At 60.8% G+C, this 23,310-nt stretch carries 20 protein-coding genes and 1 pseudogene; 12 read left to right on the plus strand and 9 right to left on the minus strand.

Features of this window, described 5'->3' with window-relative positions:
- Positions 1 to 52: 52 nt before the first annotated feature.
- From AC3WWH_RS21145 to AC3WWH_RS21180, 8 genes are all read left to right on the plus strand, one after another.
- The gene (locus tag AC3WWH_RS21145) at positions 53 to 961 is read left to right on the plus strand and encodes a LysR family transcriptional regulator (RefSeq protein ID WP_058323018.1); all 909 of its coding nucleotides are present in this window, start codon (positions 53 to 55) and stop codon (positions 959 to 961) included.
- A 555-nt stretch (positions 962 to 1,516) separates the two neighbouring features.
- On the plus strand, positions 1,517 to 2,542 hold the full coding sequence (locus tag AC3WWH_RS21150; protein ID WP_058323017.1) for a BMP family protein: 1,026 nt from the start codon (positions 1,517 to 1,519) through the stop codon (positions 2,540 to 2,542).
- Between the two features lie 125 nt (positions 2,543 to 2,667).
- Complete coding sequence (locus AC3WWH_RS21155; protein WP_113398706.1) at positions 2,668 to 4,194, plus strand: ABC transporter ATP-binding protein; 1,527 nt, start codon at positions 2,668 to 2,670, stop codon at positions 4,192 to 4,194.
- Positions 4,184 to 5,233 carry an ABC transporter permease gene (locus tag AC3WWH_RS21160; RefSeq protein WP_492377244.1) on the plus strand — a complete coding sequence of 350 codons (1,050 nt, stop codon included), beginning with the start codon at positions 4,184 to 4,186 and terminating at the stop codon, positions 5,231 to 5,233. The genes AC3WWH_RS21155 and AC3WWH_RS21160 overlap by 11 nt, the downstream gene beginning before the upstream one ends.
- 1 nt (position 5,234) lies before the next feature.
- Positions 5,235 to 6,176 (plus strand): ABC transporter permease, encoded by a 942-nt coding sequence (locus AC3WWH_RS21165; protein ID WP_058323014.1) that lies wholly within the window; start codon positions 5,235 to 5,237, stop codon positions 6,174 to 6,176.
- A gap of 156 nt (positions 6,177 to 6,332) precedes the next feature.
- Complete coding sequence (locus AC3WWH_RS21170) at positions 6,333 to 9,398, plus strand: GAF domain-containing protein (RefSeq protein ID WP_113398707.1); 3,066 nt, start codon at positions 6,333 to 6,335, stop codon at positions 9,396 to 9,398.
- Positions 9,395 to 9,784 (plus strand): response regulator, encoded by a 390-nt coding sequence (locus tag AC3WWH_RS21175; protein ID WP_058323013.1) that lies wholly within the window; start codon positions 9,395 to 9,397, stop codon positions 9,782 to 9,784. Before AC3WWH_RS21170 ends, AC3WWH_RS21175 begins: the two co-directional genes overlap by 4 nt.
- Positions 9,781 to 11,028 (plus strand): adenylate/guanylate cyclase domain-containing protein, encoded by a 1,248-nt coding sequence (locus AC3WWH_RS21180; RefSeq protein ID WP_492377245.1) that lies wholly within the window; start codon positions 9,781 to 9,783, stop codon positions 11,026 to 11,028. The genes AC3WWH_RS21175 and AC3WWH_RS21180 overlap by 4 nt, the downstream gene beginning before the upstream one ends.
- 118 nt (positions 11,029 to 11,146) lie before the next feature.
- Here the strand turns inward: AC3WWH_RS21180 and AC3WWH_RS21185 are convergent.
- Positions 11,147 to 11,377: pseudogene (locus AC3WWH_RS21185) on the minus strand (hypothetical protein); the annotation flags it as partial.
- A 129-nt stretch (positions 11,378 to 11,506) separates the two neighbouring features.
- Between AC3WWH_RS21185 and AC3WWH_RS21190 the strand changes: the two are divergent.
- A complete protein-coding gene (locus tag AC3WWH_RS21190) occupies positions 11,507 to 11,704 on the plus strand; it encodes a Rossmann-fold NAD(P)-binding domain-containing protein (RefSeq protein ID WP_058323011.1) in 198 nt (65 codons plus the stop codon).
- 224 nt (positions 11,705 to 11,928) lie between these two features.
- On the opposite strand, the gene AC3WWH_RS21195 is transcribed toward AC3WWH_RS21190, so the two are convergent.
- Positions 11,929 to 12,084: a hypothetical protein gene (locus tag AC3WWH_RS21195; RefSeq protein ID WP_156433125.1), complete on the minus strand. Its 156-nt coding sequence runs from the start codon at positions 12,082 to 12,084 to the stop codon at positions 11,929 to 11,931.
- Between the two features lie 55 nt (positions 12,085 to 12,139).
- Entirely contained in the window at positions 12,140 to 12,832 is a 693-nt protein-coding gene (locus tag AC3WWH_RS21200; RefSeq protein ID WP_058323010.1) for a helix-turn-helix transcriptional regulator, read from the minus strand.
- A gap of 77 nt (positions 12,833 to 12,909) precedes the next feature.
- On the opposite strand from AC3WWH_RS21200, the gene AC3WWH_RS21205 reads away from it, so the two are divergent.
- Positions 12,910 to 13,800, plus strand: coding sequence for a DMT family transporter (locus AC3WWH_RS21205; RefSeq protein WP_492377246.1), 891 nt, complete (start codon positions 12,910 to 12,912; stop codon positions 13,798 to 13,800).
- 271 nt (positions 13,801 to 14,071) lie between these two features.
- Here AC3WWH_RS21205 and AC3WWH_RS21210 read toward each other — a convergent pair whose 3' ends face one another.
- From AC3WWH_RS21210 to AC3WWH_RS21235, 6 genes are all read right to left on the minus strand, one after another.
- Positions 14,072 to 14,953, minus strand: a complete 882-nt coding sequence (locus tag AC3WWH_RS21210) for a dihydrodipicolinate synthase family protein (protein WP_058323007.1) — start codon at positions 14,951 to 14,953, stop codon at positions 14,072 to 14,074.
- A gap of 27 nt (positions 14,954 to 14,980) precedes the next feature.
- The gene (locus AC3WWH_RS21215) at positions 14,981 to 16,600 is read right to left on the minus strand and encodes an ABC transporter ATP-binding protein (RefSeq protein ID WP_492377247.1); all 1,620 of its coding nucleotides are present in this window, start codon (positions 16,598 to 16,600) and stop codon (positions 14,981 to 14,983) included.
- A complete protein-coding gene (locus tag AC3WWH_RS21220) occupies positions 16,593 to 17,516 on the minus strand; it encodes an ABC transporter permease (protein WP_058323049.1) in 924 nt (307 codons plus the stop codon). The genes AC3WWH_RS21215 and AC3WWH_RS21220 overlap by 8 nt, the downstream gene beginning before the upstream one ends.
- 10 nt (positions 17,517 to 17,526) lie before the next feature.
- Positions 17,527 to 18,441 (minus strand): ABC transporter permease, encoded by a 915-nt coding sequence (locus AC3WWH_RS21225; protein WP_058323048.1) that lies wholly within the window; start codon positions 18,439 to 18,441, stop codon positions 17,527 to 17,529.
- Positions 18,442 to 18,526: 85 nt separating this feature from the next.
- Entirely contained in the window at positions 18,527 to 19,996 is a 1,470-nt protein-coding gene (locus tag AC3WWH_RS21230) for an ABC transporter substrate-binding protein (protein ID WP_373419896.1), read from the minus strand.
- 56 nt (positions 19,997 to 20,052) lie between these two features.
- Positions 20,053 to 20,964, minus strand: a complete 912-nt coding sequence (locus AC3WWH_RS21235) for a DMT family transporter (RefSeq protein ID WP_245299180.1) — start codon at positions 20,962 to 20,964, stop codon at positions 20,053 to 20,055.
- A 194-nt stretch (positions 20,965 to 21,158) separates the two neighbouring features.
- On the opposite strand from AC3WWH_RS21235, the gene AC3WWH_RS21240 reads away from it, so the two are divergent.
- Both AC3WWH_RS21240 and pdxA read left to right on the plus strand, forming a co-directional pair.
- On the plus strand, positions 21,159 to 22,355 hold the full coding sequence (locus AC3WWH_RS21240; RefSeq protein ID WP_492377248.1) for a sialidase family protein: 1,197 nt from the start codon (positions 21,159 to 21,161) through the stop codon (positions 22,353 to 22,355).
- Positions 22,352 to 23,308, plus strand: a complete 957-nt coding sequence (gene pdxA / locus AC3WWH_RS21245; RefSeq protein WP_058323002.1) for a 4-hydroxythreonine-4-phosphate dehydrogenase PdxA — start codon at positions 22,352 to 22,354, stop codon at positions 23,306 to 23,308. Before AC3WWH_RS21240 ends, pdxA begins: the two co-directional genes overlap by 4 nt.
- Positions 23,309 to 23,310: the final 2 nt, after the last annotated feature.

Here is a 23,310-nt window from a genome sequence, read left to right on the forward strand (position 1 = left end):
GTTCAGCATCATTGTCTAATATCGTATTGCCATCGATCTATACGGCGAGCCTATGAGAGTCCGTCAGCTTCAATGTTTTGTCGTCCTTGCGGAAGAGTTGAACTTTACCCGAGCAGCTCGTCGGCTGAACATGTCTCAGCCTCCGCTCAGCACCCAAATTCAAACGCTCGAACGAGAATTGGGTGCAGAGTTACTTGACCGAAGCAGCCGAAAGGTCTCGCTGACACGTGCAGGGCAAGCGTTTTGGCGACGTGCCAAGAACATGCTCGACCAATATGAGCGAAGCATCGAAGAGATCCGCGAGATTGAGCGCGGACAAGACGGCACTGTCGAAATCGGTACGACCGGATCAATCCTTCGCGGCGGACTGTCAGAACTATTGGCCGGGTTCGCCGCCACGCATCCGAAGATCACTCTTCGAATTCATGAACAATCCCCCGCGGCACAGATCACGGAAGTGCTTAGCAGGCGCACAGATGTCAGTTTCAACAGATCGGTCCCGCGCGACCACGAACTTGCCTATGAGTATGCCTGGCAAGAGGAGTTGGTGGCGCTCTTGCGCACAGATCATCGATTTGCGGAGCGTTCTGAGATCTCGATCGACGACCTGCGTGAGGACCACCACGTTGTCCTAAGGCCGGATAGTTCAGATTTCGCCGCATATGTGATGTCGCACATCATTTCTGCTGGATTTCGCCCGCGAATTTCTCAGCAGGTGACCGATGCCCAATCGATTCCAAGCCTCGTCGCGGCAGGTTTTGGAGTCGGCATCGTTCCCGCTGGCATCGCCAAACTGACCTCAGGACCGCTTGTGTTCCTGCCAATTCGCCCTGATCCGCCAATCTCCGCAGTATACATCGTCTACCACCACCAGGATCAGGCGCCATCCCTACAACTCTTTCTGTCCGAACTCCGCAATAAGCTTGGCCGCGGGCCGGATGGAATGTCCCATGTGAGTTAAGCCCCCGCTACGCCTTGTTCCGACGATCAGCGCATGAGGTAGCGGGCCTCTCCTTCGAAACCTGCCAACAGGGGAGCCGCGAAGCGCGAACCCAGCAGCAGAGGCAACGCTCGGCGTCGCATAAAGATGCTTCGACTGCTTGGTCAGGCCGTTGCCTTCGCCTCGGGCAATGTCGATGAAGTCGTCCCGCGGCGCGGTCGGATCCTCTTATTCCAGGCGACCCCGAGCCCGATCTCGAGATCGACGCTGCGCCCGGCTTGAGTTCGACCGAGGATCTCGAACATCTCGGAGAAATAGCGCTCGCTACAGGAGAGGCTCTGACGGGAAATGGCAGTGATCTTCTCGGAGCGAAGGCTTCGATGTCGATCTCGCTGGAGCCCGTCTTTTCGACCGCCAGGAGATCGCGCTCGTGCGCAATCGAAGAGAAGCGAGGACGCGTCATTTCTGGTTGGATGGCATGCCGCCTCCAATTGCTGCAACCCTCAAGTTCACCTACATTGACCAAGTGGTAAAAAGACGCGTTCCAAAACGCGCAATCAATCAGAGGGGAAGTTCATGCATAGCAATTCCTTCAATTTCGCCATTTCCAGAAGAAATCTGATCAAAATTGCCGGCGCCTCCGCCGCGGTGGCTGCAGCGGGTCTGCCAAGCCGCCTGCTCGCTGCCGACCCGACAAAGGTGGCGGCCATCTATACCGTCCCGGTCGAGCAGCAGTGGGTCAGTCGTATCCACAAGGCGGCCAATGCCGCCAAGGAGCGCGGCGACATCGAATATGTCTATTCGGAAAACACCGCAAACAACGATTACGAGCGCGTCATGCGCGAGTATTGCGAGGCGGGCCACAGGCTGATACTGGGCGAGGTCTTCGGCGTCGAGGATGCCGCCCGCGCCGTCGCCAAAGACTATCCGGACGTCGCCTTCCTAATGGGCTCGAGCTTCAAGCCCGATGCCGCCGTGCCGAACTTCTCGGTGTTCGACAACTATATCCAGGATGCATCCTATCTGTCTGGCCTCATCGCCGGCGCGATGACCAAGTCCAAGAACATTGGCATGGTGGGAGGCTATCCGATCCCGGAGGTCAACCGGCTGATGAACGCCTTCATGGCCGGCGTGAAGGAAGTTGCCCCGGACACCAAGTTCCAGGTCGCCTTCATCGGCTCGTGGTTCGATCCGCCCAAGGCCAAGGAGACGGCGTTCGCCCAGATCGATGGCGGTGCAGACCTCCTATATGCGGAGCGTTTCGGCGTGTCCGATGCCGCCAAGGAGAAAAAGATCCTGGCCATCGGCAATGTCATCGATACGCAGGCGGACTATCCGGACACGGTTGTCGCCTCCGCGCTGTGGCATTTCGAGCCGACGCTCGACAAGGCGATCGCCGAAGTGAAGGCCGGCACTTTCAAGGCCGACGACTACGGCGTCTATTCCTTCATGAAGAACGGCGGCTGTTCGCTAGCACCTCTAGGCACCTTCGACAGCAAGGTTCCCGACGAGGTCAAGGCCAAGGTCGCGGAGAAGGAAAAGGCGATCAAGGATGGCTCGTTCACAGTCGAGATCAACGACGCCGAGCCGAAGTCGAGCTAGCCTCTTCTTCCGTCCGGGGAGAGGCGCTGGAGCGCCGGACGAGGGATCGCTCTTCGCCGGCAGCGCCCTCTCCCTTCCCGGACGGGAAAGGAACCTTTCCCGCAACGCCACTTCCGGTCACCGCCGTGTCAAGCAATCCTGCCCTTCGTCTTTCCGGCATCAGCAAGCGCTTCGGTCCGCTCAGGGCCAACGATGCCATTTCCTTCGAGCTGAAGCGGGGCGAAGTCATAGCACTTCTCGGGGAGAACGGTGCCGGCAAGACGACGCTGATGAACATTCTCTTCGGCCACTATGTCGCCGACGAGGGAAGCGTCGAGGCCTTCGGAAAGCCGCTTCCGCCGGGAGATCCGCGCGCGGCTCTCGATGCCGGCATTGGCATGGTCCACCAGCATTTCACCCTTGCTGACAACATGACGGTGCAGGAAAACATCACGCTTGGCACGCAGAGCCTTTTGCGCATGCGGCTCGACAGGGCCGCAGCGCGGCGGCGCATCGAGCAACTATCGGCCGATTTCGGCCTCGCCGTCGATCCCGCTGCCACCGTCTCCATGCTCTCGGTCGGCGAACGTCAGCGCGTCGAGATCCTGAAGGCTCTTTATCGCGAAGCCCGTATCCTGATCCTGGACGAGCCGACGGCCGTTCTGACCCCCGCCGAGACCGATGCGCTGTTCCGGACGCTGAAGCTGCTCGTCGCCAAGGGCCTGTCGATCATCTTCATCTCCCACAAATTACACGAAGTGATGGCTGTCAGCGATCGTGTGCTGGTTCTGCGCTCCGGCCAGCTCGTCGGCGAGCGTGAAACGGGTTCAACCGACCGCAAAGAACTAGCCGCCCTAATGGTTGGCCAGGAGGTCAAGCCGGCGGAGGTCAACCCGGTAAAGCGGGGTGCACCGCTGCTGGCGCTCGAAAGGGTCTCCACGACGCCGTATAACGGGGCCGGCCTCGATCAAGTGTCGCTCACGCTCACGGCCGGCGAGATAACCGGCCTTGCCGGCGTTGCCGGCAATGGCCAGGCTGTCCTTGCGGCCCTCATCGCCGGCATCCAGCGTCCAACCTGCGGGAGCATCTCCATCGCCGGGCGGGAAGTCGCCGACTGGTCGCCGCGCGCAGCACTCGCCCACGGCGTGGCCCGGATCCCGGAAGACCGCCATGCTATCGGCAGCATCGGCGACATGAGCGTAATGGAGAATGTCATCGCCGAACGCTACCGGAGCCCGCGGTTCAGCCGCATCGGCTTCCTGAACTGGAGGGCTGCCCGCCGCTTCGCCGAGAAACTCATCGCCGACTACGAGGTCAAATGCCCCTCGCCCGAGGCCCGCATACGCCTGCTTTCGGGCGGCAACATGCAGAAGCTTATCCTCGGCCGGGCCCTTGATCCCGACCCGACGGTCATCCTTGCTAGCCAGCCGACCCGCGGCCTTGATGTCGGCGCCGTCGCCTATGTCCACCGCATGCTGCTTGAAGCACGAGACAGGGGCGCGGCGATCTTGCTGATTTCGGAGGACCTCGAGGAAGTCCTGGCATTGTCCGACCGCATCATCGTCATGTCCAAGGGACGCCTTTCGACGCCGTCTTCGCGCGGCGAGCGCAGCATCCGGGAACTGGGGGAGTTGATGGCGGGCCACGGGGAGCACAGCGACCATGCGGCTTGAGCCGAAGCCCGCACCGTCCTTGGCGGTCACCTTGCTGTTTCCGCTGGCAGCCATCGCCACAACGCTGGCGCTGACATCGATGCTCGTTCTCGCCGCTGGCGCTTCGCCACTGTCCGTCTTCTATCTCGTGGCCAAGGGAGCGGCCGGCTCACAGTTCGCGCTACTGGAAACCCTGACCCGCGCGACGCCGCTGATCTTCACGGGCCTGGCGATCGCCGTCGCCTTTCGGGCCAAGCTGTGGAACATCGGCGCGGAAGCCCAACTCTACATCGGTGGCGTCGTCACCGTGGTGCTGGGAACCGGCGCTCTGCCGCTACCTTCGGTCGTTCTGATCCCGGTGATCATGGTCGCCGTCATGGCCGCAGGCGCGCTGCTTCTGCTCGGCCCGGCCGTGCTGAAGACCCGCTTCGGCGTCGATGAGGTGGTCACCACGCTACTGCTCAACTTCATCGTCCTGCTGTTCGTGTCGATGCTGCTTGAAGGTGTACTCAAGGACCCGATGGGGCTCGGCTGGCCGCAATCGCAGAAGGTCATCGCCGAAGCGCAACTGCCGCGCCTCATCCAGGGCAAGCGCCTGCACTACGGCTTCGTCATAGCCGTGGTTTCGGCCGTTCTCATCTGGGTCGTCATGAAAAAGACGGTTCTCGGCTACGAAATGCGCGCCGTCGGCCACAATCCCGAGGGCGCACGGTTTGTCGGCATTCTGGTCAACCGCACACTGATGAAGACGGCGTTGCTTTCGGGCGGTTTGGCCGCACTTGCCGGCCTTTCCGAAGTCTCGGGGCTCAAGGGAAACCTGACGCTCGACCTGTCGCCGGGCTACGGCTACACCGGTATCGTCGTCGCGATGCTCGCCATGCTCAATCCGCTCGGCGTTATCGCATCGGCCATCTTCGTCGCCGGCATCTTCGTCGGCGCCGACGCCATGAGCCGTGCGGCCAAGGTGCCGAGTTACATTGCCGACGTCATGGTCGCCACCTCGTTGCTGACGATGGTTGTCGCGATCCTTCTGACGCGATTCCGGATTAGGTGGAGGTGACATGGACGTGCTCGAAATCCTCTTCACCGCCTCCTTCTGGGTTGCCGCCATCCGCATAGCATCCCCGCTGATCTTCGCGACCATGGGCGAGTTGATCTGCGAGCGCGCGGGCGTTCTCAACCTCGGCATCGAAGGGATCATGACAGCGGGCGCTTTCGCCGGCTGGTTCACCGTCTATTCTGGCGGCGATCTTTGGGCCGGCGTGCTGGTCGCCGCCCTTGTGGGCGCCATGTTCGGCTTGCTGCACGCCACGCTCACCGTACCGCTCGGCCTGTCGCAACACGTCGTCGGCATCGGCGTTACGCTGCTTGCCACGAGTCTTACCTATTTCACCTATCGTCTTGCACTGCCCGAGGTGACGTCGCCGCCAAAGATCGAGCCGTTCCAGCCGTTGCCGATCCCGGGCCTGTCCAGCATTCCCGTCATTGGAGAGGCGCTGTTTACCCAGACGCCGCTGACCTATCTCGCATTCGTATCGGTCGCAGCCGTCGCCTGGATCCTCTATCGCACGCCCGTCGGCCTCGCCGTTCGCGCTGCCGGCGAAAACCCGTCGGCGGTCGAGGCCCAGGGCATTTCGGTCACCGGCATCCGCATGGGCGCCGTTGCCGTAGGCAGCGCGCTGATGGCGGTCGGCGGCGCCTTTCTCACCACCTCGGCCTTCAATTCGTTCTTCTTCCAGATGATAAATGGGCGCGGCTGGATTTGCATCGCGTTGGTCGTCTTCGGTTCCTGGCGGCCTGGAAAGGCGCTGATCGGCGCCATACTGTTCGCCGCCTTCGATGCCTATCAGGTTCGCTTGCAGCAGATATCGGGCGGCATCGTGCCTTATCAGGTTTTCCTGATGATGCCCTATGCGCTGTCAATCCTGGCGCTGATCCTGGTCGCGCGCCGCGCCACCTATCCCAAAGCTTTGATGATCCCCTACCAGAAAGGCGAAAGATGAGTTTCGACCTTATCGTAGAGGGCGGCACGCTGCCCGACGGCAATGCAGTAACCTCGTCACCACCGATCAGATAGAGTATTCTATACATCCTCGCAGCCATACCGGCCGTGGCGTACCCCGTGGTGGGGACGGTAGCACTCGACGCAAGCTGATTGCATGGGGGACACTGCAGTGGAGGGGCGCGAGGCGGATGACTCAAGCGTCAGTCTCAGACACCAGGTCGAACTACTGAAGCGGGAGCTTGACGAGGCCGTTCAGCAACAGACGGCGACGAGCGAAATACTGCGAGTCATCCCGATCTCGACCAGTTCAGCGCAGCCCGTCTTCGATGCGATAGCGAAAAGCGTGGCAAGGCTATGCGAGGCGGAATTTTGTTTCGTATTTCAGTTCGACGGAGAGTTCCTACACCCAGTTGCCTATCACGGCATATCGCGCGAAGGCATTGAAGCGGTACGGGCCCGGTTTCCGCAGCGACCAAGTAAAGGCAACGTCACGGGCAGAGCTTTTATCAGCGGTGTCATCGAGCAGATCCCCGACGTCTTTTCCGACCCAGATTATCAGATGCTGCAGCTGGCGAAGATCGTGTCGTACCGTAGCGCCATGGGCGTCCCGCTATTAAGAAAGGGACGTCCGATTGGATCGATCGCCGTCACTCGGCGCGCGATCGGCGTCTTTCCAGAGCGACAGGTTGAGCTGCTACGAACGTTCGCTGATCAGGCGGTGATCGCCATCGAGAACGTTCGTCTTTTCGAGGAGGCGCAAGCGCACAACCGAGAGATTGGCGAGGCGCTCCAACAGCAGACGGCGACCAGTGAAATACTTCGCGTCATCTCGACCTCACCGACCGACGCGCAGCCCGTGTTCGACACGATCGCGCAGCGCGCAGCCAGGCTTTGTGGCGCGCAGTTCTGCCACGTGTTTCGCTATGATGGCGAGCTGTTGCATTTCGTGGCACATCATCAGCTGGAACCCGAAGGCGCGGTGCTTCCAGCCCCACCCGGTCGAGGCAGTGCGGCCGGTCGCTCGATCCTCAGCCGCTCGGTGGAACAGATAGCGGACCGGCTCGTCGATTTGGAATATCAGGCCCACCCCACCCTCATTGCTCAATCCTCGAAATACCGAAGCCTGGTGGCCGTGCCCATCATGCGCGGCGACGTTCCGATAGGAACCATCGTCGTGGCACGGGGCGACCCAGGATTGTTCCCCGATCGCCAGGTCGAAGTCCTCAAGACTTTCGCCGACCAGGCCGGGATAGCAATCGAGAATGTCCGACTGTTTTCCGATTTGGAGGAACGGAATCTCGACCTCAAGGAGGCACTGCAGCAGCAAACTGCGACAGCCGATGTTCTCAAGGTCATCAGTCGGTCGGCCTTCGATCTCCAGACGGTGCTGGATACGCTTGTCGAATCGGCCGTGCGGCTTTGCGAGGCCTATGATGCGGCCATTTTCCTAAAGGATGGAGACACTCTCTACTTGAGGGCGCATCACGGGCCAATACCGATCGATTTCGTCGGCTGGCCAGTGTCACGGGGCTGGGTGACCGGACGGGCCGTCGTTGACAGAAAACCGGTTCATGTGCCTGACCTGACGGCTGAAGCCGACGAATACCCGGACGGCCAGAGCATGGCGGTGCGGATGGGGCATCGCACGATTTTAGCCGCGCCCTTGCTGCGACAGCAGGAAGCTATTGGTGGACTCGTCATACGCCGAACTGAAGTCAAGCCATTTGCCGAAAAGCAGATCGACCTTCTCCAGACCTTTGCCGACCAAGCCGTCATTGCGATTGAGAACGTGCGGCTTTTCGACGAGGTGAAGGCGCGGACGGCCGAGCTGGCCGAAGCGCTGGAACAGCAAACCGCGACGGCTGATGTACTGAAGGTCATCAGCCGCTCCGCGTTCGACCTGCAATCGGTTTTGGATACTCTGGTGGCGTCCGCTGCCCGTCTTTGCGAGGCGGACATGGCGACGATGACCCGGCCGATCGGTGACGCGCATTATCCAGTCTCCAGCTACGGCTTCTCGCAGGAATTCGACCAATATTTCCGAGCGCTCCCGCTGGAGCCGGGGCGCGGGAGCATAGTCGGGCGAACCCTGCTTGAGATCCGGCCGGTTCAGGTGGCCGACGTCCTCGACGATCCCGAGTACGCCATGCCGGAAGCGCAAAGACTTGGCGGGTTTCGTACCGTACTTGGCGTGCCGCTCCTGCGCGAGGGAAGCCCGATCGGGGTGCTCGCATTGACCCGTTCCACCGTGCGGCCATTCACGGACAAGCAGATCGAGTTGGCATCTACCTTTGCCGACCAGGCCGTGATTGCCATCGAGAATGTGCGCCTTTTTCAGGAAGTGCGGGCAAGAACCGAGGAACTGTCGCACTCCCTCGAAGAACTCAAGGCGACGCAGGACCGATTGATCCAAACGGAAAAGCTTGCCTCGCTCGGACAACTGACTGCCGGAATTGCGCACGAGATCAAGAACCCGTTGAACTTCGTGAATAATTTCTCGGCGCTGTCGGTCGAGTTGCTCGAAGAGCTACAGGAGGCGCTCGACGGCGCGGTAGCCGACGGTACACCCCACTCCGAGATCGACACGCTCGCTGAAACGATAAAGGGTAATCTTGAAAAGATCATTCAGCATGGCAAACGCGCAGATTCAATCGTCAAGAATATGCTTATGCATTCACGTCAGGGGGCGGGCGAGCGCAGGCCGACCAATATCAACGTCATCGTCGAGGAGAGCCTGAACCTCGCCTATCATGGCGCTCGAGCCGAGAAGCAAGGGTTCACGATCACGCTGGAGAAATCGTTCGACCCGCTGGCTGGAGAGGTCGACCTGTACCCGCAGGAGATCACACGCGCGCTTCTCAACCTTATCTCGAACGGCTTCTATGCGACGAGTAAACGCACGGCATCAGAGCCCGGTGACAGTTATGAGCCGACGCTCGCGGCGGTGACCAGGAACCTCGGAGACAGCGTTGAGATCACTATCCGCGACAACGGCGTCGGAATCCCGCCAGAGGTGAGGGAGAAGATGTTCAATCCTTTCTTCACAACCAAGCCTGCTGGCGAGGGGACTGGCCTCGGCCTGTCGCTCAGCCATGACATCATCGTCAAGCAGCATGCAGGTTCCATCGAGGTGGATACAGAACCTGGTCGTTACACCGAGTTTCGCATCCGACTGCCGCGGAACACCCCGGCGATGTCAGCGCCGGAGGGCAGATCATGAGCCTCCTCATTCTGGTGGTCGATGACGAGCCCGACGTCGAGTTGCTTTTCAAACAACAGTTCCGCCATGACCTGCGCGCTGGCCGCTTCGGCATGGAGTTCGCGCGATCAGCATCAGCTGCACTCAAGCGGATCGCCGATTCAGGCGACGTTACGCTCATTCTCATCCTGTCCGACGTCAACATGCCGGGGATGAGCGGGCTTGAACTGGTGCCAAAGGCGAGGAGTATAAGGCCCGACGTGCCGGTGATAGTGATCACTGCCTATGGCGATCCGGACACGAGACGAAGAGCCATGGAATGTGGCGCAGAAGCGTTGCTGACCAAGCCGATCGACTTCATCGCGTTGCGAGAAGAAATCAACAGTCGAGTTGGGCGCGCCACATGAATACGAGCATACTCGTTGTGGACGACGAGCCGGACCTGGAGATGCTTCTTCTCCAGAAATTCCGGAAGCAGATCCGTGACGGGTCACTGCGTTTCCTGTTCGCCCACGACGGAGTTGAAGCCTTGGCCGTGCTTGCTGCCAACCACGACGTGGATATTGTGCTGAGCGACATCAACATGCCGCGTATGGATGGCCTGTCGCTGCTGGCGAAGCTTCAGCAAAGGGACGAGGATCTATCCACGATAATCGTTTCCGCCTACAGCGACATGGCCAATATCCGCACCGCGATGAACCGCGGCGCCTACGACTTTGTAACGAAGCCGATCGATTTTGCCGATCTGGAGGCGACGATTGGCAAGACCATCCACCATGTGGAAACGCTGCGCGAAGCACAGCGTCGGCAGAGCGCGGCCGAACGGGCGCATGCGTCGCTTTCCCGTTACTTCTCGCCCAACCTCGCCGAGCGACTCGCAAACTGCTCTGAGACACTTGACCTCGGCGGCGCACGTCGAGAGGTCGCCTCGCTCTTTACCGACCTAACCGGGTTCACAACGCTGGTGGAAACAATCGAACCGGACGTGCTGGGACAACTGCTCAACGACTACATCGTCGGTATGACCGACATCGTGTTCGCCCATGACGGCACGGTAGCCAAGATCATCGGCGATGCGTTGCACGTGCTTTTCGGAGCGCCGGCCGATCAGCCGGACCACGCCGGCCGCGCCGTCGCCTGTTGTCTCGAACTCGATGTGTTCGCATCGTCCTTCCGCGAGCAATGGCGCAGAAAGGGAATAGCGCTTGGTTATACTCGGATCGGTGCACACGCGGGCGCCGCTGTCGTCGGCAACTTCGGCGGAGGGCGGTTTTTCGACTACAGTGCTTATGGCGACACCATCAATGTCGCCGCGCGATTGGAGGCGGCCAACAAAACGATCGGCACACGTATCTGCGTCAGCAGCAACCTGGCTGCACGGGTGCAGGCGTTCTGTGGTCGCCCGGTTGGCAACTTGTTGCTTCGAGGCAGGGTCGAGCCGATCCACGCTTTCGAGCCGCTTGAGCCGGCGCGATACGCCAGTCCAGACACACAGGCGTATTTGCAAGCTTTCGAAGAGTTGGAGGCGGGTAATCCCCATGCGGTCGCGTCATTTGCAGCCCTCGTTGGTCGAAACTCCGATGATCGGCTTGCTAGCTTCCACCTGAGGCGACTGCTAAACGGCGAGACCAGCGCGACAATAGCCATTTAGCCTCGCTTCATTGAAAAAGTCTGTCCGGTCCGGCGAAAATCGCGCAGTTGCCAATCTGGAAGGTTGGGAAATCACCGATGCCAGGCTGTGAGTTTCCAACGATACAACGGCGCGCCCGTTAGTCCCTCTGCCGTTGCGGGGCCAACGCCATCGTCTGCGCATAGGCGAGCGGCGATCGGCTGCCTGGCAGGTTTTCGTCCAGAACCAGCGTCTTGAGATCGTCAGAACGGACGTCGAGTGCTACGACGCGTTCAAGCTTATCGAACTGCCACACTGCATAGCCGAGTTCCGGAACAACCCCACAATCGCACCCGCAATCTCCGCCTTGAATGAGACGCGGCTCTTCTGGCCGGGGGACGGCTTTCGTCGATCTTGAAGGTGAGTTATATTACGTATCACTTATATACGAGGGAGTGCGGTGAGATGTGCCAACCTTTCAGCGCTCTATTGCCAGCATACTTGCCTGGAGGGGATAGAGATGGAACATGATCGGACCACAATAACCGCGGAGTTTCAGGGTTTCGAAATCAGTATCGTCTCACGGGAGCCACTTCTTGGGACACTTGAACTGACCTCATTCACGGGCGCGAACATCGAAGTCCCTTTGGACTACTACAGCGCAGAAGCCCTTGTTGCGGCGCTCGTACAATTTCTGGCGCAAGGCAGCAATGACTGACAGACCTTTCGCCGACCGCATCAGGCGCTCTTTCTCTCTGACGAGTACCGGCGAATGGGTAAGCTCATCAAGCCCAAAGGTTCGCATCTAACTATTTGGTCCCAGGCCGAAGTTGGGTGCCCTGCCCGAGTACCGGATCGACAATATCTAGACCTCGGTGGTGTGCGCGCGCTGTTGAAGCCGTAAAGCAGCGGCGCGGGCCGCCTCTCGAACGTTCCGCTTTTTTAAACCAGAACGGAAGCATCCTGCGGGATGGAGGACTGCGCCCCAGGTGTCCGGCGCACCTTCTGGATCCCGGTCGCCCTGCTTCTAGCCGGCGTCTGCGCCACCGCCGCAAGCTCGCTCTTAGCGATCATCGCCGCCATCGGGGTCGTCACCATCGGCTTCTTCGGCGCGCACGCCATTGCCTCGAGATCAGCGCCGACGAGTTTGTCGCTAAACTTCGGAATTCTGCGAACGCATGGCCATCCACTCGACCATCATGGGGCTGCTATCGGCGGCATACCGCTCTTCAAGCACTTCTGATTGCACGATACGGTCTGCCCGGAAATGGCGATAATCCCCGCGAAGCTCGCACCAGGCGGCGATCAATGTGACATCGACATAGTAAACCGTGGCGATAGGCCAGATCGTGCGCCGTGATCGGCGCTGTTGCTCGTCGATGTAGGTGATGGCGATTTTGCGACATGTCCGGATGGCATTGCGCACGTCGAGCAGTTCGATCCCTTCAGGTCGCACCGTATCCCCTTCCGATACATAGAACCGGGGAGATACAAGATAAGAGCGCAGTTCCTTCGGGACGGCATGCTGAAGCTTGTTCAGAACGCTTTCGGCCGCTTCCTGCAATTTCGGATCGCGAATGCGATGAACGAGGTTTGCTCCGACCGTGATGGCTTCGATTTCCTCCATCGTGAACATCAGGGGTGGGAGATCAAACCCCTTTCGTAGCAGATAGCCAAGCCCAGGCTCACCCTCGATCGGAATCCGACGAGCCTGCAAGGTCGCAATGTCGCGATAGATGGTGCGAGTAGTCACTTCCAGTTTTTGCGCCAGCGCAGCGGCTGTCGTGGGCTGCGTCTTTCCGCGTAGCGCCTGAATGATATCGAAAAGACGATCGGCACGGCGCACGCGCAGCCTCCAAACACCACTGACAAAACGGTGTCAGTAGCATCGGAGTACAAAGCTCCGGATGCAAGGGGGCTGCAATGGAAGAGGATCAAAACAAATGGCTCGGAACACTGCTGATTATAGGCTCTGCGATCGCCTATAGCCTTTCCGGGTATTTCACCCGGCTCATCACGCTCGATGTCTGGACGGTCCTGTTCTGGCGCGGGATCTTCGGCGGGCTGTTCATCGGCGCTTATGTGGTCTGGCGTTACCAGAAAGACCTGTGGGTAGCGATCCGGGCCATGGGGATGGCTGGCTTCTGGGTCATGATTCTATCCACTGTCGCGACCATCTGCTTTATCAATGCCCTTCGCCTGGCCCCGGTGGCAGACGTGATGACAATCCACGCCGCAATTCCGTTCATGACCGCCACGCTCGCCCTTGTCTTCGCGGGCGAGCGGGAAGAATGGGCGACATGGGCGGCAAGCTTCACAGCCCTGGTTGGGGTGATGATCATCGTCAATCCGCAAACTTCGAGCGACTATCTGGCAGGCTACGCCTTCGCGACAACGATGGCGCTATCTTATGCCGCAATGATGGTCATCATCCGCAAGAACCGGCATGCTTCCATGCTCCCGGCCGCCTCCTTGTCGGCCTTTCTCTGCGCGTTTGTGGCTCTGCCATTCGCTCAGCCCATGCAGGTGGCAGCCCCGGTCATGTTAGACCTTGTGCTATTCGGAACCGTCCAGTTCGGTCTCGGCCTGCTGTTGATGACGATCGGAACGCGGCTGATCTCGGCCACGCGTTCGGCCCTGATAGGCAGCATGGAAAACCCGCTCGCGCCGCTTTGGGTGTGGCTGGCCTTCGGGGAGTTTCCCGCCTGGGCCACCTGGGCTGGTGGCGGCCTGGTCATGGGAGCGGTGATCTTTGATGTTCTGACGAAATCGAAGCGGCGACAAAAGAGCGTTGAGGCCTTGGCTCAAGGCTAGACCATGTCGCGAAACTCCCGAGTTTTGTTTCGCTTTTGCGCCTAACTTTTGCGACGTCGCAGAACAGGGAGTTTTGCGGCAGCCGCAGTGTCCGCTTTCGATGGCGCGATCCGGTCGAGGTGATCCCGTCTCGGCACTGTCGTGGTCATCCGTGGGCGTCCGCAAAGAAGCGTCCGACGAGGCGAAGCGGTACTGATCATGCTGCCATCTCCTTGCTCTGGGGCTGCTGCGCATGCATCCAGTCGGCTGCCCGAGGTGAACGGCGGAGATTCTACAGAAGGCGGTAGCGTCCAAGGATTTCAGCGATCTGATCGTCCTGTTTCTTATTCGCCAGCAGGGCCGGCTGGCGACTCGCGCCGACGGAAGCGTCCTGCAAGTAGAGCGCTCGCTTGACCATGGCAGGGGCGAAGCCCAGCGCGTAGAGGTCGGTGCGAAAAGCGGTAAAGATCGCCTGCTGCTTTTCGGCTTCGCCGATCTCCCCCGCATTGAACGCCCTCAGGATGCCTGCAAGTACATGCGGCATGGCGTTGCCGAGGCCCGAAATGCAGCCGGCCGCGCCGTTCTGCAGCGCCCAGAGCACGAGGTGGTCGGGGCCGGAATAGACCTCGAAACCGTCGACCTCCTTGGCAACCTGCAGATAGGCCTCCAGCGTCTCCTTTGCACCGCCGGAATCCTTGATGCCGGCAATGTTGCCGTGGCCGGCGAGCGTGCGCGCGGTATCGGGCTCGATGTGGTTCTGTGTGCGGGCCGGAATGTCATAGAGGTAGACGGGCGTCTTGACGGCGTCGGCGACGGTCGAGAAATGGCGGACAAGGCCATCCTGTGTGCAGGCAATGAAGAAGGGGGTGATGACTGCGATCCCATCGACGCCGATACGGTCGAATTCGCGGGCGAGCTTCACCGTCTCGAAGGTTGCCGGCATGCCGGCATTGACAATCACCTTGACGCGGCCGCCGACCTCGTCGGCCACCTCCTCCGTCAGGCGCACTTTTTCCTCTGATGTCAGCGCGGTAAAGTCACCATTGGTTCCGGCGCACATGATGTTGTTGCCGGCCGCGACTTGGCGGCGGACCTGGGCGCGTGTCGCCTGATAGTTGATGGTCTCGTCCTCGTTGAAGCAGGTCACGAGGGCAACGAAAGCTTGCTTGGTCATGCGGGTGTTCCTTTGAATGTGCACGCCTCAAGACGCGCGCTGAAGACGGGCGGCGCGATGGGCCGCCTGGACATCGGGATCGGGGTCGAGGCCGGCGGCGAGCAGCGCGCGCGTATAGTCTTGCTGCGGCGTCTCGAACACCTCGCGCACCGTGCCGAACTCGACGATGTTGCCTTTCTGCATGACCATGACGTGGTCGGCAAAGTCGCGCACCACCGGCAAATCATGGGCAATGAAGATGAAGGCGATGCCCATTTCCTTGCGCAGCCTGTCGAGCAGTGCGATCACCTGCGCCTGCACCGAGACGTCAAGCGCCGAAACAGCCTCGTCGCAAATGATGAGCTGCGGCTCGAGCGCAAGTGCGCGGGCGATTGCGATGCGCTGGCGCTGGCCACCGGAGAACTGATGCGGGTAGCGGCCCATGTGCTCCGGACCGAGGCCGACCTGCACCAAAAGCTCAGCCACGCGCTCGCGCCATTTCGCCTTGGGCAGGATATCCGGATGGATGACCCAGGCCTCGGAAATCAGCTGATAAACCGTCATGCGCGGATTGAGCGATTGCGTCGGATCCTGGAACACCATCTGCAGGTCGCGGCGCAGCTTGTAGAGCTCGGCTGGCGACATGGTGAAGAGGTCGCGGCCCTTCCACAGCGCGCTGCCGCTGTCGGGTTCGTCGAGGCGCAGCAGGATACGCGCCAGCGTCGACTTGCCCGAGCCGCTCTCGCCGACGACGGCCATGGTCTCGCCGGGCATGAGATCGAAGGACAAGCCTTTCAGGGCCTCGAAGGAGCCATAACGCTTGCGCACGTCACGGACCGAGAGAACAGGCTCGGCGCGAACGGCGGGCGCATGCATCTCGCCCTTGCCGGGGGCGGCGGCAATGAGCTTTTTGGTATAGGGATGCTGCGGGTTCTTGTAGACCTCGCTCACCGTGCCGGCCTCGACCAGAACGCCTTTCTCCATCACCACGACGTGGTCGGCGATCTCGGCGACGACACCGAGATCATGGGTAATGATGAGGACCGCCATTCCGGTCTCCTGCTGCAATTCCTCGAGCAGGGCGAGCACCTCGGCCTGCACGGTGACGTCGAGTGCCGTCGTCGGCTCATCGGCGATCAGAAGGTCCGGACGGAGCGCCAGCGCCATGGCGATCATGACGCGCTGACGCTGACCGCCGGAGAATTCGTGCGGATATTTGTCCAGCGAGCGCACGGGGTCGGGGATGCCGACCCGCGTCAAAAGTCGCAATGCCTCCGACCCAGCCTTGGCGGCATGGGTCCCGTGAGTGGTGAGCGCCTCCCGGATCTGCCAGCCGACGGTATAGACCGGGTTGAGGTGGCTCAACGGGTCCTGGAAGATCATGGCGATGCGGCGCCCGTTGACCTTGCGCCTTTCCTGCGTCGGCATCGTCAGCAGGTCGACGCCGTCGAGCAATATCTCTCCGGAGCTGATGCGCCCCGGCGGCATGTCGATCAGGTTCATGATCGCCGAGGAAGAGACCGACTTGCCGGACCCGCTTTCACCGAGGATCGCCAGGGTCTCGCCGCGGTCGAGGTGGTAGGAGATGTTGCGGACCGCCTTCACGACGCCGACTGCGGTGTGGAATTCGACCGAAAGGTCGCGGACTTCCAGGAGATGGTCAGCCATTCTTACGACCTTTCAGTTCGAGGCGCCAGCGCTGCACCGGATCGAGCGCGATGCGCAGCCAGTTCGACAGGAGGTTCAGCGACATGGTGGTGAGGATGATCGCAAGCCCGGGCCAGAAGGAAAGCCACCATGCGTTGGTGAGGTATTGGCGGCCCTGAGAGATCATCAGGCCCCAAGTGATTTCCGGCGGCTGGATGCCGATACCCAGGAATGAGAGCGCACTTTCCGCCAGCATCACATAGGCGAAATCCAGCGTGGCAAGTGTCGTCAGTGTCGGCAGCACCACCGGCAGGATGTGGCGGAAGAGGATACGCTTGCTGGACGCGCCCATCACGCGCGCGGCCTGCACGAACATGCGCTCGCGGATTTCCAGCACTTCGGCGCGCGTCGTCCTCAAGTAGACCGGGATGCGCGTGATCGCCAGCACCAGCATCAGGTTGAGGATCGACGAGCCGAGAATGTAGAGCACGATGACGGCGATCAGCAGCGACGGGAAGGACATGATGACGTCCGCGAGCCGCATGATGACCTGATTGACACGCGGCGAGGAAAAGCCGGCGACAAGGCCGAGGAAGGTGCCGACGGTCGCCGAAAGCGCGACGGCACCTGCGGCCACCATCAGCGTGTTCTGGGTGGCCACGATGATGCGGGCAAGCAGCGGCCGACCGAGCGCGTCGGCCCCCATCCACCAGACCCATCCGCGCTCCCAATCGAAAGGCACGGCGTTGCGCCCTCTAAGGTTCTGCTTGGTCGCGAGATCGCCGAGCCAGCTCGGCCCCACGATCGCGACGATCAGCACGAAAATCAGGAAGATCGCAGCGCAAAGCGCGAACTTGTCGGCAAGCAGCATGCGGAACATGCGCGTCGCGAAGCGCGGCTCTTCGGCGATGACGGTATCGGCGGTCTGCAGGGTCATGGTCGCCTCCTCAGTGTCGAATTCGCGGATCGAGCAGCGCATAGGCGAGGTCGATCAGCAGGTTCATAAGGAAGATCGCCAGAGCCGTGACGAGGATGGCGGCAAGCACGACATTAAAATCCCGCTGCAAAATGGAATCGATCATCAACTTGCCGACCCCCGGAAATCCGAAGATGGTTTCGACGATCACCGCGCCGTTCAGAAGACTCGCCGCCTGGTCGCCAATGACGGTGATGACCGGCAGCATGGCATTGCGTAGCGCATGCACGAAGATGATCGGCCCTGATTTGACGCCCTTGGCGCGCGCCGTCTTCACATAGGCCGAGGAGAGTGCCCCAATCATAGAGCCGCGCACCACCTGCACGATGATGCCGAAGGGTCGGATGAACAGAACCGAGATCGGCAGGATCCAATGAAGCAGAGAGCCCGTGCCCGACGTCGGTAGCCAGGCGAGGTTTACCGAAAACACGACGATCGCGACGATGGCGATCCAGAAATCGGGAACGGAAGCGCCGACCAGCGAGATCAGCGAGGATAGCCGATCGAAGAAGCCGCCGGCGCGGAAGGCGGCAAGCGAGCCGACGACAATCGCAGCACCTGCGACAAGCGTCATGGTGATGACGGCAAGCCAGAGCGTCCAAGTGAACGCCTCGAGCACGACATCCAGAGCAGGGCGGGCCTTGCGCAGGGATTCGCCAAAGTCGCCGGTCACGACATCGCCAACATAACGCGCGAACTGCACCAGCATGGGGTCGTTCAGGCCATGCAGTTCGCGGAATTGCGCCTTCATCTCCGCGGAGGCTTCGACCGGCAGGAACAAGGCGGCCGGATCACCCGTCAACCGCGACAGGAAGAAGACCATGACGAGCAGTCCGACGAGCGAGATCAGACTGGCCACGGCGCGTTTTCGAACGAATTTCAGCATGGCGTCCTCGAAGAGATCCGGCGGCGGGATCATCCCACCGCCTTGATTGCTGTTGTGTCTGGCGAACGTCGTTCGCCAGGACAGTTTACTTGATCTTGATCTCCGAGAGCTGCAGCGTCCCGTTGGTCGCCATCGTCGGCTTGAAATCAAGCCGCTCGGAAACGCGCGAGAAACCGACCATGTGGAAGAGCAGGACGTCGGCGACGACATCGTCATGCACATAGGCGATCAGTTCGGACCAGAGCTTGGCCCGTTCCTCGCCCACGGCAGCCGACGCGCGCTTGATCAGGTCGTCAACCTTCGGATCGGAAAAGCCGGACTGCGTACCGTCGGTCGCATACTTGAAGAACATCGAGAATGACGGATCGCCCTTGGAATTGTCGTGCATGGCAGCGACGATCTGCGGACCGCGGCCTTCCTTGAAGGGCTTCGAATAGTACTGTTCGTGCTCGGCAACCTCGACGAATTTCAGCTCGACCTTGAAGCCCGCTTCCTGAAGCTGCGCCTGAATGGCTTCCATGATCTCGGTCACGTTCGGGAAGTTTGCCGAACGGGCGATGATGGTGATGGGCGTATCGACCTTCACGCCATCGGCCTTGGCTTCCTCGAGCAGCTTCTTCGCGCCTTCCGGGTCATAGGGGAAGACCTTCACGTCGGGGTTCCAGCCAAGCGTCGGCGGTGGCACGATCGCGGTCGCGAGCAGTGCGCTTTCGGGAACCAGGGTACCGAGGAAGGCCTGGCGGTCGATGGCGATGTTGAGCGCGCGGCGAACGCGAACGTCGTTCAATGGCTCGATGTTGTGATCGATGCGCAGGTAGACGGTTTCACTGTCGAGGTAGGAGAAGTCCGTGGCCGGATTGGTGGCGTCGAGCTGCGAGATCGACGGCGAGAGATCGGCCTCGCCGGTCTGCACCATGGCGGCGCGCACCGACGGGTCGGCGCGGAACAGATATGTGGCTTCCGTGACCTCGGGCTTCGTGCCCCAATAGTCGTCGCGGCTCGTCAGCACGATCTGCTGCCCCGGCGTCCAGTTGGTGAGCTTGTAGGGACCGGTACCGACCGGCTCGCGGATGAACTCGAGCGGTGTTTCCTCGGGCACAATCGTGACAAGAGACATCAAGAGCGGCAGGATCGGCTGGACCGGATCGGCGCTGAAGTCGATCGTGTAATCGTCGACCACAGTGGGGGTCACCGTAATGCCGCCGAAATAGCGACGCGACTCGCAGGTGTTCTTGTCGCTCATGATACGGTCAAAGCTGTGCTTGACATCCTTGGCGTCGAAGGTCGTGCCGTCGGAGAACTTGACGCCCTGACGCAGGTAAAAGCGCCAGCTGCCGTCTTCATTCTGTTCCCATTTCTCGGCAAGCCGCGGCATGACGCCCTTGTCGCCGCGAACATCGAGTTCGGTCAGTGTTTCGCTGACGTTCTGCATGATTACGCGACCGATGTTCGAGCGGGTCGCCATGCAGGGTTCGAGCAGGTCGGCTTCTTCCGCCAGCACGATCTTGATCGGACCCGACCCGGCAAAGGCGGGCGAAAGAGCGGAGCTCAGCATGAGCGCACTCAAGACAAATAGTTTCTTCACGGCATTTCCTCCCTATTGAAATTCGTTCAGCCAGATGTTGCTTTTCCGGACCTCGCAGCGACCAGCGCTGCAAAACCGATGAGCCCGCCGCCGCAGAGTGTGGTGAGGGCAATGTGTTCGCCAAAGAGCGCAAAGCCGCCGAGTGCCACGAGCGGCAACCGCAGGAAATCGACGGGCGCAATGATCGTGGCCGGGGCGAGCGAAAAGGCATGCGTCATCATGCCCATGCATGCCGTGCCCACGAGACCCTGGAGCGCCAGGAGCGACAATTCCTTCGCCCCCGGCGTGGCCCAGAACGGAAGGGCGAAGAGAAGCGCGATCGGCACGGTCAAAAGAAGGTTCCAGACGACAAGCGTCGAGGTTGAATCGCCCTTCGACATCGACTTGAGGATCAGCTGAATCGCGGACTGGAGCACCGCGCCGACAAGGGCGAGCAAGATGGCCAGGCTGAAACCGGCCCCAGACGGCCCAACGATCAGCATCGCACCGACAAAACCAAGCGCCACGGCGCCGATCATCACGGGTCCCGGTCGCTCGCCCAGCGTCAGCGCCGCACCCAGCAGAACAAATATCGGAGATGTAAAGGCTATCGCCGTTACGTCGGCCAGCGCCCCCCAGCTGAAAGCAGCAAAAAAGGCGACCATAGCGAGAAGCTTAAAGCCGGCACGCACCGCATGCTGGTGCAACGAGTGGCTCGAACGCAGGACGGACGGGCGCAGAACGACCCAGGGCAACAAGATGACGGCGCCGAAGAAGGCGCGAAAGAAGCCGATGACGAAGGGATGCACGGCGCCATTCAGTGCACGCACGATCACCGCATCGGTTGCCGCAAGGATCGCAGCGCCTACAGCAAAGATCACGGCCATCTTAGCCCCCTTGGGGCTGCCGGCTTCCGGCATAACAAACTCCTCCCCGGCATCCTCTTGCCGGCTTGACACGACAATCCTCCTTTCGAACAAATTTGTCAAACGATTTCATTATGTAAAAATACTCGTGGATCTTGCGTTATTTTTAATGATGTATTTTCAATAATTTAACAGGCATAATATCTTCTTATATGCCACTAGATTACATAATAGAACTTGACAACTTTGTATTTTCAACGATTTTCAAGAGCAAGTAGGAGGAGCCAATGACCCCAGAGGAAATAGCCCGCAACATGAATGGCGCGCTTCGATCCACGTCGCCCGCGCGTCAGGAAGCCTTGCTGCCGTCGCCCATGATCCAGAATCACGCCGCATTCCTGCATCTACTTTCAGATGGTGCGCTCGCCTGCGCCTGGTTCGGAGGCACGCTTGAAGGCAAGTCCGATATTTCGATATTTGCCTCTGTGCTGCCTAAGGACGCGACGGCATGGGGGCCGCCGCAACGCCTGAGCTTCGACCCGGCGCATTCGGAACAGAACCCGGTCCTCTTCGCCGCTCCCGACGGCAGGCTTTGGCTCTTTCACACCTCCCAGCCCTCCGGCAATCAGGATGAGTGCCGGATCCGGATGGCCGAGCTCCGCCGGGACCCGTCCGACCCCTTGGCACTTATCGCTGCCGAAGGTCGCTATCTCGACCTCCCCCGTGGCTGTTTCGTTCGCGCGCCTCTGGTGGTGCGCGATGACGGAGCCTGGCTGTTGCCAATCTTCCGGTGCGTTCAGCGCCCTGGTCAGAAATGGAACGGCAGCCATGACACCGCTGCCGTTGGCATTTCGTTCGATCAGGGGGAAACGTGGCAACTGGAGGATCTCGACCGGTCGATCGGCTGCGTGCACATGTCACCCGTTTCCCTCGGAGAAGGACGCCTCGCTGCGCTCTTCCGCCGCCGGCAGGCCGACTGGATCTACAGGACGGAGAGCCTTGATGGCGGACGCTCGTGGTCGATACCGGACGCGAGCGACGTACCGAACAACAACTCCTCCATCGCCGCCATACGCCTTGGCGATGGCCGGATCGCGACGATCTGCAATCCCGTCAGTGCCGCAGAATTCACCGAGCGGCGCGCCTCTCTTTACGACGAACTCGGAGAGGAGGACGGGCGCCCCGATGCGAGCCCGGAAGGTGGCTGCTTGCCGATCTGGGGCGTGCCGCGTGCGCCCGTCGCCCTCTGCCTTTCGGAGGACGGTGGCAGGACCTTTCCCGTCCGCCTGGTGATCGAAGATGGTCCGGGAACCTGCCTTTCCAACGACTCGACCGACGGCCGCAATAAGGAAATGTCCTATCCCTGGCTGCTTGAGGGCCCGGACGGAACCATGCACCTCGCCTACACCTATCACCGGCGCGCCATCAAATATGTCCGCCTGGCCCCTGGCTGGGACCGCGCCGACGCACGGAGACTTTCATGAGCAATATCATCGGCATAACTATGGGCGACCCGTGCGGCGTCGGCCCGGAGATTTCGGTTCGTGCACTCGCCGAAATGACACAGCAAGGGCGCGAGACGATCCGCATCTACGGCAACCTTGCAACGCTCGAAGCGGCCCGAGCGGCCTTGGGCCTCGACATCGATCTCGCGCCTCACGTCGTGGACCTGCCGGTCGAAGGCGCGCCACTTGCCTGGGGCCAGTTGAGCCCTGTTGCCGGTGACGCCGCGTTTCGTTTCATCGAAAGGGCGGTGCGGGACGCCGAAGCCGGCATCATCGGCTGCATCGTCACCGCACCGATCAACAAGGAAGCGCTGAACCTTGCTGGCCATCACTATGACGGCCACACCGGAATGCTGCGTAGCCTGACGGGCTCCAAGGCAGCCTACATGCTGCTCGCCTCGGAGCGCCTCAAGGTCATCCACGTCTCGACGCATGTCTCGCTTCAGGAAGCGATCCGGCGTTCGACAACCGAGCGGGTGCTGGCTACCATCCGGGCCGGCGATGCGCATCTGAAGCGCATCGGATATGCGGCACCCAAGATCGCGGTCGCCGGCATCAATCCTCATTGCGGTGAGAACGGTCTCTTCGGCACAGAGGATGACGACCAGATCGCACCGGCCGTCAAAGCCGCGCGGGCGGAAGGTATCGACGCGTATGGCCCGATCTCCGCCGACACCGTGTTCCACCGTGCCTATTCGGGCGGCTTCGACCTCGTCGTTGCCCAATATCACGACCAAGGACACATCCCGGTCAAGCTCGTCGCCTTCGACACGGCCGTGAACGTGTCTGTGGACTTGCCGATCGATCGCACCTCGGTCGATCACGGCACAGCCTTCGACATCGCCGGCAAAGGCATTGCCAACCACGGCAACATGAACTCCGCGATCGCCTACGCCCGCAGGCTGGTGTCGGGTGCTGCCAAGCGAGGATGACG

Source organism: Ensifer sp. EB106-03-01-XG145 (genome assembly GCF_058792075.1).